We start from the raw sequence: 13,366 nt of genomic DNA, 5'->3' as shown, positions 1-13,366 counted from the left end.
AACAGATCGAGGAGCGTTGGATTGCCAGGAATTGGCGCGGTTCATCCCCGCTCACGCGGGGAACAGCGCTCGAACTCGGCAACGGGCGCCACCTCGCCCGGTTCATCCCCGCTCACGCGGGGAACAGGCCCGAGGCGATGCAGCGTCGCCTGGTCATGCTCGGTTCATCCCCGCTCACGCGGGGAACAGGAGGGTCTTGGCGGCGGCAACGGCCTGCCATGCGGTTCATCCCCGCTCACGCGGGGAACAGACCACGCGCAATACCTGCGCTGGGAGAACGTGACGGTTCATCCCCGCTCACGCGGGGAACAGCTTTGCCATGAAGTTGCGCAGGTTGTTGGCCGCGGTTCATCCCCGCTCACGCGGGGAACAGGGCGGATGCGGCGCATGTCAACCCGCCATGGTCGGTTCATCCCCGCTCACGCGGGGAACAGGCTCGGTCCTCGGACTGGAGGCGGTCCAGCAGCGGTTCATCCCCGCTCACGCGGGGAACAGGGAGGAAGATGGTAAGGCCTTCGCCGGCACCGCGGTTCATCCCCGCTCACGCGGGGAACAGGACCTGGAGCTCCACGAGCGACAGTCGGACGCCGGTTCATCCCCGCTCACGCGGGGAACAGATAGCGCGGCCGGTGGCAGTCATCGGCGACCGCGGTTCATCCCCGCTCAGGCGGGGAACAGCGGCACTCTGCCACGCGGCGGGCGTGATCCGCCGGTTCATCCCCGCTCAGGCGGGGAACAGTCCAAACATAACCGATTGTTTTCAAAGGGAAAAATCGGATGCCAAAAACCCACCAACTTTTCTGTTAAAGAGTTGACCCCTCTGGCAGAAGAAACGCAACCAGCCTCAACCCATCGTAGTCGTCCGGTTCCCGGCGATTCGCCCCAAGCGTCTGGAAGTCATAGCCAGATTCGCTGTTGCTGGCCCAAGCCATCACGATGTTGCCGTCTTCATACCCTGAATCGAGCTGCTGCCAGATCATTTCCCGTGTACGGCGCGATACATCACCGGTATAGGCACCGGCTCGGACCTCGAGCAACCAGATGGCCGATCTCCCGCGCAATCTTGGCGGGACGTTCTCGGTGAGAACCACGAGCAAGCTCATCAGCGACTCCGATGCCCGACGTCGCCGTCGCTTTCTGGATTCGGAATGGCTGGAGGTACGGATTCAGGAGGGGCCTCGGGCGGCTGGATACCACCAGCGGCCAACACATCGTCGATCAGGGGAATGATCCGTCCAAGCAGCTTGCCAGATCGAAACAAATCCCGGCAGGCCAATCGCACTTCGCGCTCGGGCGCCTCCGGAGACTTTGCGGCTATGCGAAAAGCCAGGGGGATCGACGATGATGTGCGAAACGGCTGCTCAAGAAGAGACACGGAGCTATTCGGCCGCATGACCCGGATTTGACCTGGGTACCCAGACAACCAAATGAAGTTAAAGCGATTGAGCGCGTGCAGAGAGAAAAACTTAGAACAGCGAGCTAGCGTTCGGAGCAGGGGAGCTTTGTGCTGCCACTTGGAATACCGGTGCAAACGGACCTGGCTCCCGTATTCTGAATCATTGTCCGCCAGCTTCGTCGCGCAGATTTCCTAGCTGCAGCAGTAGTGTGGGCAAGGCCAGCTTCACAGTGTCCCACACAATGCCGAGATCGATATCAAAGTAGCCATGAGCCATGCGATTACGCATCGCACGCATATTGCGCCAAGGCACCTCGGGATGGGCTGCGGCAAAGCTGGCATGGTGATCTATGATTTTCGTAACAGCCTCTCCGATGATGATGAGGCTCATTACAACCGCCTGCTGCGTCCGCCGGTCCGTCAGGAACTCGTCTTTGGACATGCCCTCGGTGAAGGCGCACGCATTGACGGCGGCTTGGTGCATGTGATCGAGATAGTCAGGAAGGCGATTCATACGGGTTGGGCTTCCGCAAGAACCTTGGCCCGAAATTTCATGGGCAAATCGCCCGGGGTAAGCAAGTCGACATGCACCCCAAGCAGCGTTTCCAATTCGTCCTGGAGGCCGCCGAGGTCGAACAATGTAGCGCCGGGCAGAGCATCGACCAAGATGTCAAGATCGCTACCGTCCTGATCGGTACCGTGTAGAACCGAACCAAAGACACGTGGATTCGCTGTCTTGAAACGAGCTGCCGCTTCGCGTACCGCGCTTCGTTTCAATGCAAGAATTTCGGATGGTCGCATGGTCGTCCTCCAGGATTCATTGCGAGGGCACTTATATTGTAGTTCCCGACAAGACGGAGGCCGGCTCGGCAGTTACGCCGCTCACTTCGTTTGGCTCGCAGATGCTGGCGGCACTTCTGGTGTCGCGAAGCCGCTCAGTTGCGTGTTTGATTACACCACGCTTCCCATCTAGCCGACCGATTCATCCCCGCTCACGGGGGAAACACTCCAGCGACTCGTTGAAGACCTGCTCGATGTTCGGTTCATCCCCGCTCACGCGGGGAACACCAGCTGTGGCGTATCTCATCCCTGGCCCCTCGCGGTTCATCCCCGCTCTCGCGGGGAACACAGCGTCACGCGCATGATGTCGCGGATGATGTACGGTTCATCCCCGCTCCCGCGGGGAACACCACCAAATATAAGCACTTGTTTTAAAAAGAGAAAATCGGCCTCTTTAAATCCACCAATTTTTTAAAGAACCAGACCCAGCTGAAAAAAAAATCGTCCCCAAGCCATCATAGCCAATCAGCTCCCAGCCGCAACAAATGCGAGCTCTGGACGTCCCATATGGAATGAGAACCCAGGCTCCATCCGCAAGCACAGCCCGCTCACATCCTTAACTCAAGGCGGCTTTTTCCTCGATCATGCAACCGGCGGTTGATGACGCCCAACTCCAGCCGTGGTGCTCATGAGATGTCCGATCGCCGGCCGCATCACGCCATGGCCATGTCGTTCTTGCGCTGCGCCCACCCTGTCAGCCTGACTTCGATCAGGGCCGAGACCGCATACAACGCGACGCCCAGCACCGCCAGGATGAACAGGCCGGCGAACACCAGCGGCACGTCGAAGTTGCCGCTTGCGATCATCATCACGTTGCCGATGCCCTTGTTGGCGGCGACGGTCTCGGACAGCACGGTGCCAACGAACGAAAGCGTGATGGCGATCTTCAGGGATGCGAACAGATAGGGCAGCGCGCGCGGCAGGCCTACGTTCCAAAGCACGTCGCGCTTGCTGGCACCCAGCACTTTCAGGACGTCCTCCAGTTCGGGCTCGGTATTGGCGAGGCCCGTGGCCACGTTGACCACGACCGGGAAGATGCTGATGACGAGCGAGGTCAGGATCGCGGGCATCGTGCCGGCGCCGAACCAGACGACGAAGATCGGTACCACGGCCACCTTGGGAATGCTGGAGAAGCCGACCAGCAGCGGATAGGCCACGTCGTAGGCCAGGCGCGAGGAGCCGATGATCATGCCCAGCACGATGCCCACCAGCACGCCGAGCACGAACCCGGTCACGGTCGTGTACAGCGTCTGCACGGTATGCGGCCAGAGCAGCGGCATCTTCTCCACCAGCACGGCGGCGATCTGGCTGGGGCGCGGCAGGACCAGGTCGGACACGCCCGTTGCCAGGCAGATTACCTCCCATAGCAGGAAGAAACCGGCCAGTGCCAGGACGGACAGGATGTAGCGCTTCGTCTTGGGCGAAAGCAGCGGCTTTTTCTCATCGCTCATGCGACTCTCCTTGCGATCGGTTCGATATTGGCGGGAGCGGTATCGCTCTCCGTGCGCGCATGGGCGATGCGCATGCGCAGTTCCTGGACCAGGGTGGCGAATTCCGGCGCGTAGCTGTCCTCCAGCGTGCGCGGGCGCGGGAAGCCGACCTCCCGGTCCTCGAGGATGCGGCCGGGGCGCGAACTCATCACGCAGATGCGATTGGCCAGGTAGGCGGATTCGCGCAGGTCGTGCGTCACCAGCAGCACCGTCGGCCGCTTGGCGATCCACAGCTCCTGCATGATGGCCCAAAGTTCTTCCCGGGTGAACTGGTCCAGCGCGCCGAACGGCTCGTCCAGCAGCAGCAGTTGCGGGTCATGCACCAGCGCGCGGCACAGCGACGCCCGCTGCAGCATGCCGCCGGACAATTGCCATGGGCGCTTGTCGCCGAAGCCTTTCAGGCCCACCTGTTCCAGCAGCGCCTCGGCCCGTTCGGCGAACTCGCCCCGCTTCTTGCGGGCGTAGTCGGCGCGGAACGGCTGGACGATCTTGAGCGGGATCATGACGTTCTCGCGGATGGTCAGCCAGGGCAGCATGGTGGGGTTCTGGAACGCCAGGCCGATGCGTACGCGCGGCGTATGCGGATCGACCGGTCCGCCGCCCTTGGCGCCGGCCTCGCGCCCGCCGACGATGACGCCGCCGGAACTGGGATTGAGCAGCCCCGCCACCAGTTTCAAGATGGTGGACTTGCCGCAGCCGCTGGGGCCGACCAGCGCGACGAAGTCGCCCTGATCGATGTCCAGGTCGGTGTGGTCCAGCGCCAGCGTGCCGCCGCCGTAGCGCAGCGTCACGTCCGCCAGTTCGATGAAGGATCGGGTCATGGAGTCATTCCCTGAGGAGAGACGGCGCGTCGATGCGCAGGATGGCGGCCACCGGCCCGCCGCCGGGTGGACCTTGATGCTCGGCGCCGCCGGACACGTACAGCGCGGTATGGCCGGCTACCGATGCCAGCACGCCGCCGACCGCCGCGCGCGCATGGCGGGTGGCGTTGATGTCGGAGTCGTTGAGCATGGTGTGGCGCTGCCCCCGCACGCCGCCGTCGGGACTGGCCTCGGCCTTGGCGAGCAGGTTCACCAGCCGCTGGCCGAGCGCCTCGGCATCGCGGTCGGGATCCAGGCCGAAGGACTCGCGCAGCATGGCGCGCACGCTCGCGGCGTCCACGGCGTCCCGCATCAGCGTGTGCGCCATGCGATAGGGCGACAGGCTGCCCTGGGCCTCGCCCAGGACGATCACCACGTTGCCCTCGAGTTCGATGCCGGCCGACACCGATGCGCGGGCCGACCACAGCGACCAGTCGTCCAGCACCGAGTCATCGCCGACGCGTTCGCGCGCGATCTCGCCGGTCGCCACCGCCACACCCAGCGCCGAGGCGCCGCGCGAGTAGCCCATGGACTCGTAGGTGTCGCGCGTGACCGGATCTGCCGAGCGCGACAACGCATCGTTCACCTTGGCCGAGGTCAATAGCGGACACTTGACCTGCACGAAATGCACGTCGGCCGCCGACACGATGCCGGCGTCGGCCATGGCGGCCTTCACGGCCTCGGCCGTGGCGTCGGTCTGCGCCGCGCGGCCGATTTCCTCGGGCGCGAAATCGCGCGTGTGCGCAACGCCCACCACCAGCCGCTTGCCCGCCGGCGGCGCATCCGCAGCCGCGGCGAAACGGCGCGTGAATACGGTGAAATGCGGCGACAACACGCCTTCGGTCTTGCCCATGACCGCCAAGACGTGGCGCGGATCCAGTTCGCCCGTGTCCACCAGCGTCCCGACTCCGGACAGGTCGCCCGGCCCGCGGCAGGATACGCGATGCACGCCCACGACCTGCGCCCGGCGGCCCGCGGCTTCTGCTGTCCCGGTCATGTGGCCTCCCGGCTGGGTGCCGCCGTGGGCGGGACACCCGCCGGCGTCTCCAGGATGTTCGACGTGTAGCTCTCGACGTTGCGGGGCCTGGAAGCCGGCATGCGCTGCACGCCCTTGACCGACTGTCCCCACCCGGCGGCCTCCTCGACCAGCCGGCCGTCGCGCATGACGAAGCGGCCGCGCACCAGGGTATGCAGCGGATACCCCTTCACGACGCGGCCGTTCCATGGCGAGATCTTGCTGACGCTGTGCAGCTTGCCTTCCGACAGGACGCCTTCGCGCGCCAGGTCCACGATGGCGATGTCCGCATGCGCGCCGGCGGCGATCACGCCTTTCGTGCCATACAGGCCCCAGGCCTTGGCCGGGTTGACCGAGCTCCAGCGCACATAGTCCATCAGGCTTGCCCGCCCGCGGTTGATCTCGGTCAGCATCAGCGGCATCTGCGTTTCCACCCCGGGGAAGCCGCAGTCGCATTGCCAGATATTCGGCCGGCTTTTTTCTTCCGGCGTGTGCGGGGCGTGGTCGGTGGCGATCATGTCGATCACGCCTTCCACCAAGGCATCCCACAGCGGCTGGTTGTGATGGGCTTCCCGTATGGGCGGGTTCAGGCGCAGGATGCCGCCCAGGCGCGTCATGTCGCCGATGTTCAGCAGCAGGTACTGCGGGCAGGTCTCGACCGTGACGTCCACGCCGCGCCGCTTGGCGTCGCGCAGCAGGAACAGCGAATCGCGTGAACTGTGGTGGGCGATGTGCACGCGGGCCCCGGTCCATTCGGCCAGGGTCAATACCCGGCCGATGGCCTCGATCTCGCATACGGCGGGACGCGAGGCAAGATGGGCCATGGCGTCGATGCGTCCCGCCTCTTCCATGCGCTGCTGGCGGCGCGCCATGATGGACGAGTTCTCGGCATGCACGACCGTGCGTATGCCCAGGGGCGCCAGTTTCTCGAACCCCTCCAGCAGCGCGCCGTCGGTGGGCGCGGGCAAGTTGCCGAAGGTGTTGCCGACGAAGGCCTTGAAGCTGGTCACGCCCGCATCCAGCAATTCTTCCAGCCGGTCTATGGTGTCGTCGCCCAGGAGGCCATGGATGCCGTAGTCCACATAGGACGATTCCGCCGCCTTCTGCTTGATGCGCAGCGCCTCGACCGTGCCGGTGGCGGGGTTGGTGTTGGGCATCTCGAACACGGTGGTGACGCCGCCGCAGGCCGCCGCGGCCGACCCGCTCTTCCAGGTTTCCTTGTTGGGATACCCCGGGTCGCGAAAATGCACGTGGCTGTCGATCGCGCCCGGCAACAGGTACAGGCCGTCGGCCTGCAGCGTCTCTCGCGCGGAAGGCATCATGTCGTCATGGCCGACGGCGACGATCCGGCCGCCGTCGATGGCGACCGACGCCTCGATGATCTGGTCGGGCGACACGATCCTGCCGCCCCGGATGAGGAGATCTACCTGGCTCATGTGTCTTCTCCTTACAGTGCGGCCCAGCCGCCGTCGACCGGCAGATCGACGCCGGTGATCTGGCGCGACGCGTCGCTGGCAAGGAAGAGGCAGGCCATGGCCACGTCCTCGTCGGTGGAAACGCGGCGCAGCGCATAGTCGGCGGCATGGCGCGCCATGGCCTCTTCCAGCGGGATGCCGTGCTTGCGCGCCATGTCCGCGCAGACCTTCTCGCGAAAGCGGGGGCCGTCGACCATGCCCGGGGCAACGCAATTGACGTTGACGTTGTGCGGGCCGGCCTCCAGGGCAAAGCTCTTGGTAATGCCGCGCAGGCCCCATTTCGAGGCGGAGTACGCCATGCGACCGGCGCGCCCGCGCATGCCGAACGTGCCGCCGACGTTGACGATCTTGCCGTAGCGCCGGGCGATCATGCCGGGCAGCACGGCATGCATGGTGTTGAAGCAGCCTTTCATGTTGAGGCCGACGATCTCGTCGAACTCCTCGGCGGTGGTCTCCCAGCCCGTCTTGCCGATCGGACCCGAGCCGCCGGCCACGTTGACCAGGATGTCGACCCGGCCGAAGGCCGCTTCGGCTTCCCGCCCCAGGGCCTCGGTCTGGCCGGCGTCGATCAGGTCGCACCGGATCACCTTGGCGCGCACGCCCAGCGCGCGCGCCTCGGCGGCGACCGGCTCGATGGCGACGACATCCCGCCCGGCCAGCACCAGCGCACACCCTTCACGGGCGAAGGCAAGGGTGATCGCCCGGCCCATGCCCTTGGCGGGGCCGGTGATGACGGCCACTTTGTCTTTCAGCTGCAATTCCATGTCTTATCTCTCGTTCAATGCGGTAGTACTCGATCCCGCCGCGCCTGCCGTCGCCGGCGGTGCGGGGGTTCAGAAATGCGTGGGCCGCTCGGCGCGCGCCGGCAGAAAGCCGCGGTCGAACACCGCTGATACGGCGGGCGTGCTGCCCAGCTGGTTGGCCTGCACCACGAGATCGATGGCCCGCTTCAGGCGGGCATCGTCCACGTCGCCGAGCCCGATCCTGGCAATCTCGGGGTGGCTCATGTCGCGCTTCATGGTCGACAGGAGCTTCTCTTTCTCCAGCTCGGCCTTGAGCAGCGGTTCGCGCTTGAGCACCGCGGCGATGCCGGCGTCGGGATCGGCCACGACGTCCTTGATCGCCTTGTTGAGCGCGCGCAGGAAACCCTTGACCGCCTCGGGGTTCTCCCTGGCGAACTTGCGCGAGAACATGATGGTGTTGGAGTACAGGTCCAGGCCGTAGTCGGCGTACTTGATGAAGCGCAGGTCCTTCTCGGGATCCATGCCGCTCAGCTTGGCGGCGAACCACACGGTGTTCACGTAGCCGAACACGCCGTCGACCTGGTCGCGCAACAGCATCTGCTCGCGCAGGTTGGGCGCCATGTTGTTGATCTTGACCTTGGCCAGGTCGAATCCCGCCGTCTTCGCCAGCGTGGGGAACAGCTTCAGGGCGCCGTCGCTGGCGGGCCCGCCCAGGGTGCGGCCCTCGAAATCCTTGGGCGTCTTGATGGGGCTGTTTTTTTTCACGACCACGGTGAACGGCGCGACGTTGTACAGCATGTAGACGGCCACCGGCGCATCGTCGGGCCGGCGCGCGGCAAAGTCGATCAGCGCATTCATGTCGCCGAACGCCGCGGTGTACGTACCGGCGGCGACCTTGGGCACGCCGGCTGCCGACCCCTCGCCCTGGTCGATCTGGACATCCAGTCCTTCGGCCTTGAAATAGCCGCGCTCCTGGGCCAGGAAGAACCAGGCCTGTGCCCCCTCGTACTTCCAGTTCAAGGTCAGCTTGATCCGGGGCTGGGCATCGGCCAGGGCCGGAAGCGCCGACAGGCACAGTCCGAGCGCGGCGGCGCCGGCCGAGGCGCGAACCAGCCGTTTCAGATGATCAATCATGGAGCGATTCCTATAGAACGAGGAGTGGAGGGAAGCTCCGGCGATTGCGGAGCGTTGGCTGCCAGCGCGCCAGCCAGGTCTTGCGCGCTGGCGACGAAACCGTGCAGTTGTCTGACCAGGAAATGAATGGCCTGGGTGACGTAATCAGGCGATGGCGACCCGCAGGCATCGGCCAGGAGAATGTTGTCGTAGCCCAGAAACCCCGCATCCTGCAGCGTGGAGAACACGCAGCGGTCGGTATTCACGCCCGCGTAGAACAGTGTCGTGATGCCCTGCTGGCGCAGCAGGCTGTCCAGCTCGTTGTCCCAGAAGCCGCTAAGGCGATGCTTGTAGACGGTCACGTCGTCCGCCGCCACCGGCAGTTCCTCGACGACGCGCGCGCCCCACTCGCCGGCCACCACGCTGGGGCCGCGATCATCGGGCGAGCACTCGGCATAGCCCACGCCGTCGGCGCTGCGCTTGCCTTTGAAAAGGATGGTGGGGCTGAGATTGAGGCGATCGGCACGCACGCCCCAGTTGAGCCAGACCACCCGTCCGCCCGCGGCGCGCCATGCCGGCAACAGCGCGGCGATGGCCGGGATGGGTGCGCGCATGGGCGAGACGTCCACGCCTTTCTGGCCGAACCAGCCGTCGGCATGGCAGAAGTCATTCTGCATGTCGATCACGATCAACGCGGAGCGAGCAAGATCGAACTCCAGCGCCTGTCCATCGGACGGCAGGCGCAGCGGCCGGGACGGGCGGGCCGGGCGGACGAGGCTCAGGCAATCGTCTCGCTGGGTCCATGCGTTGTCCGGCGAGGGGCCGAAGGAATGGGTGGGAACAGTCGGTGCGGTCATGGTCTGGACGATGCGTGGATGCCGGCGAATCCCGGAACATGATTTGCTCTATGCAATGACCGTACCCGTCCACCTGATTCTGCGATCCAATTCAATGCCATTTGACGGACTACCCGTTGCCGTATCGGCAACGATGCGGAACACGCCCGCGCCGCCCCTGGCTGGTGGCCTTTCCGCACGGCTGCCGCGCTCGACGGGGCGGCGGGCCGGCCGCCGCCGATGCGCCTCGCACACGTACCGGCCCATGCACCAAACCGAAGCGGCATGCCCGCTATCGGGCGGCGCAGGCCACGAAGCAGTGCGTCCACCCCTTCCCCACTTCCACGTCCTCCCCTCATGAATCACCTGCGCTTTCTCCGCTACGTCGACGAAGTCGCTCGCGTCGGCTCCATCCGCCAGGCTGCCGAGCGGCTCCACGTCGCGCCGTCGGCCGTCAACCGCCGCATCCAGGATCTGGAGGAAGAATTGGGCACGCCCATCTTCGAGCGCCTTCCCCGAGGCATGCGGCTGACCACCGCCGGCGAGCTTTTCGTGCGCTACATACGCAGCCGGAGCGCCGAACTCGACGGCGTCCGGTCACAAATCGAAGAATTGAAGGGAAAGCGCCGCGGCACTGTCCGGATCGTCGCCAGCCAGGCGCTCGCGCCGGTCTGCCTGCCCGGCGCGGTGTCCTCATTCCGCGCCGCCCATCCGCTGGTCTCGTTCGAGGTCACCTTCGGCGACCACCTGCAGGCGCTCGAGGCGCTGCGCGCTTTCGACGTGGACCTGGCCCTGGTCTTCAACCTCGCGCCGGAGGCCGACATCGAGTCCATCAGGCAGTTCGACCAGCCCCTGGTCGCGCTGATGCACCGCAGCCATCCCCTGGCCGGGCAGCCTCGCGTCTACTTGCGCGACTGTGCCGACTATCCCGTCGTACTGCCCGATCGCGACATAGGCGGCCGCCAGTTGCTGGAGCGCTTCATGACGCGCAGCTCGATCAAATTGCACCCGATGGTGGAAAGCAACTCGTTCGAATTCCTGCGCGGCTGCCTCTACTACCAGCAAGCCATTTCCTTCCAGATTGCCATCGGGGCGGTCACCGAAGGCGGGGAACTGGTCGCGCGGCAGTTGGAGGACCGGCATTTCCCCAGGGGCAAGCTGGTGCTGGCGAGTTTGCGGCACCGCCAGTTGCCGGTGATCGCGCATGCCTTCGTCGAACACATCCAGCAGACGCTGGCGGCGGCCGAAGCCTGATGCCCCGCCACCCGGCGCGGATCAGACCACGCGGAGCTGTCCCGCCACCTGCATGCCGCGCTTGAACACGGCAAGCCGGGCGGCCTGCCGCAATATCGCGTCGGACACGCAATGCGCGTCCAGCAACACCAGATCCGCATGACAGCCAGGCGCCATGCCATAGTCGCGCAATCGCAGCATGCGCGCCGCATTGCCGGTCATGGTCGTCCAGATCCGCTCCAGTCCGGCGTTGTGCAGTTGGCGCGTGATCTGCGCGAGCAGCAGCATGGCCTTGAGCGGATCGGCATCGCCATAGCGCACGAACGGATCGCGCATGTTGTCGGTGCCACAGGCCACGTTGACCCCGGCCTCCATCAGTTCGAGCACGCGCGTGAGCCGCATGCGGGTGGGCAGTACGCAAACGTTCACCTCGGCGCGCCTGACCGCGTCGATCGCGTCGGCCGCCTCGGCATCGCCGACCGCGGCCAGCGAGGCAATGTGCGACACCGCCACGCGGCCTTGCCATCCCTGCGCCAGGGTCTTGTGCGCCACGTAGGGCAGGGTGAACGACTCGGGCGTATCCCAGTTGTCGAGGTGATAGTCGATGTCGCAGTCGTAGCGCGCGGCCAGCGCGAAGCTCTCGTCCACCTGGCGCTCGGGATCCGATGGCCACAACGCCCGGTTGACGTTGCCGCCGACGATGCGCACGCCGGCCTCCAGGGCCTGCTCGATGTACGGCGCCGCGCCGTCCTCGGCCGAGCCGGCGGTCTCGAACCAGCCTTCCTGGGGAAATGCGATGACCTGCACGTCCACCGCGCCCGCCAACGCCCGGGCTGCCGCACGCACGCCGGCCACGGCGCGCAAGCCGACATGGCGGTCAGCCTCGCAGTTGGTGCGTGCCACGGTCGTGCCGTGCGCCAGCCCCATACGCAGAGACGCCGCCGCCCGGGCGGCGACGTCCTCCTCGGTAAAGCCGGACTTGAGGCGACGCACGGCCCGGATCGCCGCGTCCAGGTCGGACGCGGCCACGGCATCATCCACGCGGTCGCTGGTCAGCGCCTTGTCCACATGGACGTGAGGGTCGACGAAGGCCGTCGAGAGCAGCCGTCCGTCCGCGTCCCAGGCGTCGGCATACCGGCCGCCGTCGCCCTCGGGCGCGATCTCGGCAATGCGCCCCCCGGCCACGATCACGCGCCACCGCCCTTCGCGCCCGGGGAGAGCCGCATTGCGGATGCCCCAGGCATCCGTTGCCGCCTGCGCGGCCGTCATAGCGGCAGCCTGGCCGTGCGGTCGGCCTTGGGCGGCAGGAAACTCCGGTTGAACACCTCGCCCGGCGACGGCTTGCGCGGCAGGCCGTAACTGTCGGCGATCTGGTCGATGGCGCGCGCCATGCGCTCGTCGCGCACGTCCCCCAATCCGATCTCGGCCACCTCGGATGTCAGGATGGAATGCTTGAGGACGTACAACATGCGGCGCTTCTCGATACTCTTGTCGATCAGCGGCTCGTTGCGCGCCAGGTTGTCGATGCAGGCGTCCGCTGCGGCGATGCATTCCTTCATCGCCCGGTTGACCGCCTTCACCAGGCCGCCCACCGCGCGCGGTTGCTCGGCCAGCAGCTTGGGAGATACCAGCACGCCATTGCTGTACAGATCGAGGCCGTTGTCGTTGTAGAAAATCCAACGGATGTCCTTGTCCGGATCCACGTGCTGCGCGACCAGATTCATGTAGCTGGTGGCGGCGAATACCGCCGAAGCATCCACCTGCCCGCGCAGCAGCATCTGCTCCTGCAGGTTCGGGGCCATGTTGGTCCAGCTCACCTTCTTCTCGTCGATGCCATTGCGCTTGGCGAGCGCGGTGAAGACCTTCAGCGCCGCCGCCCCGGCGGGCGACCCCAGCGTCTTGCCCTCGATGTCCTTGAGCGTCTTGATCGGCCCGCCGGCCTTGGTAATCAGCGCAAACGGCGCCTGGTTGTAGATCATGTAGACCATGACAGGCGCCTCGCCGGGCTTGGTCGCGGCATTCTGGATGATGGCGTTCACGTCGCCCACGCCCGCCTGGTAGCCCCCGGACATGACCCGTGTCACCGCCGCCGCCGACCCGTCGCCCTGGTCGATGGTCACGTCCAGGTTCTCATCCTTGAAATAGCCCTTGTCCTTGGCCCAATAGAACCAGGCGTGGACGCCCTGGATCTTCCAGTCCAGCATGAATCTGATCTTGGCGGGCGATTGCGCGGCGGCGGGCAAGGCGCACGCCAGGGCGGCCAGGCCGGCGGCCCGGATAATCCAGCGGAAAATAGACATGTCGGATCGTTCCTTCGATAAGGTTGCGACCCGGAAGGCAATCCGCCTCGCTGCTCCGAGCGGCG

13 protein-coding genes and 1 CRISPR repeat array (1 of these 14 cut by a window edge) are annotated in these 13,366 nt (G+C 65.7%); of the genes, 1 reads left to right on the top strand and 12 read right to left on the bottom strand.

Going from position 1 to position 13,366, the window contains the following annotated elements; translation table 11 throughout:
* A CRISPR array of direct repeats spans positions 1–739; the repeat unit is 29 nt; unit sequence CGGTTCATCCCCGCTCACGCGGGGAACAG; it reaches 2,039 nt to the left of the window's first position.
* A 64-nt stretch (positions 740–803) separates the two neighbouring features.
* From cas2e to ABD104_RS09365, 10 genes are all read right to left on the bottom strand, one after another.
* On the bottom strand, positions 804–1,103 hold the full coding sequence (gene cas2e / locus ABD104_RS09410) for a type I-E CRISPR-associated endoribonuclease Cas2e (RefSeq protein ID WP_343927422.1): 300 nt from the start codon (positions 1,101–1,103) through the stop codon (positions 804–806).
* Positions 1,104–1,556: 453 nt separating this feature from the next.
* A complete protein-coding gene (locus ABD104_RS09405; RefSeq protein WP_087841569.1) occupies positions 1,557–1,910 on the bottom strand; it encodes a HepT-like ribonuclease domain-containing protein in 354 nt (117 codons plus the stop codon).
* Positions 1,907–2,197 (bottom strand): nucleotidyltransferase family protein, encoded by a 291-nt coding sequence (locus ABD104_RS09400; RefSeq protein WP_087780757.1) that lies wholly within the window; start codon positions 2,195–2,197, stop codon positions 1,907–1,909. Before ABD104_RS09400 ends, ABD104_RS09405 begins: the two co-directional genes overlap by 4 nt.
* Before the next feature lie 692 nt (positions 2,198–2,889).
* Positions 2,890–3,687, bottom strand: coding sequence for an ABC transporter permease (locus ABD104_RS09395; protein WP_087841568.1), 798 nt, complete (start codon positions 3,685–3,687; stop codon positions 2,890–2,892).
* Positions 3,684–4,547 carry an ABC transporter ATP-binding protein gene (locus ABD104_RS09390; RefSeq protein WP_343927421.1) on the bottom strand — a complete coding sequence of 288 codons (864 nt, stop codon included), beginning with the start codon at positions 4,545–4,547 and terminating at the stop codon, positions 3,684–3,686. The genes ABD104_RS09395 and ABD104_RS09390 overlap by 4 nt, the downstream gene beginning before the upstream one ends.
* A 4-nt stretch (positions 4,548–4,551) precedes the next feature.
* The gene (atzD, locus tag ABD104_RS09385) at positions 4,552–5,583 is read right to left on the bottom strand and encodes a cyanuric acid amidohydrolase (protein WP_343927420.1); all 1,032 of its coding nucleotides are present in this window, start codon (positions 5,581–5,583) and stop codon (positions 4,552–4,554) included.
* Entirely contained in the window at positions 5,580–7,037 is a 1,458-nt protein-coding gene (allB, locus tag ABD104_RS09380; protein ID WP_343927419.1) for an allantoinase AllB, read from the bottom strand. The genes atzD and allB overlap by 4 nt, the downstream gene beginning before the upstream one ends.
* A gap of 11 nt (positions 7,038–7,048) precedes the next feature.
* A complete protein-coding gene (locus ABD104_RS09375; protein ID WP_087841564.1) occupies positions 7,049–7,840 on the bottom strand; it encodes an SDR family NAD(P)-dependent oxidoreductase in 792 nt (263 codons plus the stop codon).
* 69 nt (positions 7,841–7,909) lie between these two features.
* Positions 7,910–8,953, bottom strand: coding sequence for an ABC transporter substrate-binding protein (locus ABD104_RS09370; RefSeq protein WP_343927418.1), 1,044 nt, complete (start codon positions 8,951–8,953; stop codon positions 7,910–7,912).
* On the bottom strand, positions 8,950–9,789 hold the full coding sequence (locus tag ABD104_RS09365) for a cysteine hydrolase family protein (RefSeq protein ID WP_279814658.1): 840 nt from the start codon (positions 9,787–9,789) through the stop codon (positions 8,950–8,952). The genes ABD104_RS09370 and ABD104_RS09365 overlap by 4 nt, the downstream gene beginning before the upstream one ends.
* A gap of 336 nt (positions 9,790–10,125) precedes the next feature.
* Between ABD104_RS09365 and ABD104_RS09360 the strand changes: the two genes are divergently transcribed.
* Positions 10,126–11,022 (top strand): LysR family transcriptional regulator, encoded by an 897-nt coding sequence (locus tag ABD104_RS09360; RefSeq protein ID WP_087841561.1) that lies wholly within the window; start codon positions 10,126–10,128, stop codon positions 11,020–11,022.
* Between the two features lie 21 nt (positions 11,023–11,043).
* Here the strand turns inward: ABD104_RS09360 and ABD104_RS09355 are convergent, their stop codons facing one another.
* Positions 11,044–12,270, bottom strand: coding sequence for an amidohydrolase family protein (locus ABD104_RS09355; protein ID WP_132979115.1), 1,227 nt, complete (start codon positions 12,268–12,270; stop codon positions 11,044–11,046).
* Positions 12,267–13,301 carry an ABC transporter substrate-binding protein gene (locus ABD104_RS09350; protein WP_087841559.1) on the bottom strand — a complete coding sequence of 345 codons (1,035 nt, stop codon included), beginning with the start codon at positions 13,299–13,301 and terminating at the stop codon, positions 12,267–12,269. The genes ABD104_RS09355 and ABD104_RS09350 overlap by 4 nt, the downstream gene beginning before the upstream one ends.
* Between the last annotated feature and the right edge of the window lie 65 nt (positions 13,302–13,366).

The sequence above is a fragment of the Pigmentiphaga daeguensis genome (assembly GCF_039523035.1).
In the GTDB taxonomy this organism is placed as follows: Bacteria; Pseudomonadota; Gammaproteobacteria; order Burkholderiales; family Burkholderiaceae_B; genus Pigmentiphaga; species Pigmentiphaga daeguensis.
Note: the sequence above shows the minus strand (reverse complement) of the source record. Positions and strands in the feature narration are given on the sequence as shown.

Coding starts and splice junctions, on each gene's coding strand:
- cas2e (WP_343927422.1), bottom strand. CDS start 1,103: ATGAGCTTGCTCGTGGTTCTCACCGAGAACGTCCCGCCAAGATTGCGC.
- ABD104_RS09405 (WP_087841569.1), bottom strand. CDS start 1,910: ATGAATCGCCTTCCTGACTATCTCGATCACATGCACCAAGCCGCCGTC.
- ABD104_RS09400 (WP_087780757.1), bottom strand. CDS start 2,197: ATGCGACCATCCGAAATTCTTGCATTGAAACGAAGCGCGGTACGCGAA.
- ABD104_RS09395 (WP_087841568.1), bottom strand. CDS start 3,687: ATGAGCGATGAGAAAAAGCCGCTGCTTTCGCCCAAGACGAAGCGCTAC.
- ABD104_RS09390 (WP_343927421.1), bottom strand. CDS start 4,547: ATGACCCGATCCTTCATCGAACTGGCGGACGTGACGCTGCGCTACGGC.
- atzD (WP_343927420.1), bottom strand. CDS start 5,583: ATGACCGGGACAGCAGAAGCCGCGGGCCGCCGGGCGCAGGTCGTGGGC.
- allB (WP_343927419.1), bottom strand. CDS start 7,037: ATGAGCCAGGTAGATCTCCTCATCCGGGGCGGCAGGATCGTGTCGCCC.
- ABD104_RS09375 (WP_087841564.1), bottom strand. CDS start 7,840: ATGGAATTGCAGCTGAAAGACAAAGTGGCCGTCATCACCGGCCCCGCC.
- ABD104_RS09370 (WP_343927418.1), bottom strand. CDS start 8,953: ATGATTGATCATCTGAAACGGCTGGTTCGCGCCTCGGCCGGCGCCGCC.
- ABD104_RS09365 (WP_279814658.1), bottom strand. CDS start 9,789: ATGACCGCACCGACTGTTCCCACCCATTCCTTCGGCCCCTCGCCGGAC.
- ABD104_RS09360 (WP_087841561.1), top strand. CDS start 10,126: ATGAATCACCTGCGCTTTCTCCGCTACGTCGACGAAGTCGCTCGCGTC.
- ABD104_RS09355 (WP_132979115.1), bottom strand. CDS start 12,270: ATGACGGCCGCGCAGGCGGCAACGGATGCCTGGGGCATCCGCAATGCG.
- ABD104_RS09350 (WP_087841559.1), bottom strand. CDS start 13,301: ATGTCTATTTTCCGCTGGATTATCCGGGCCGCCGGCCTGGCCGCCCTG.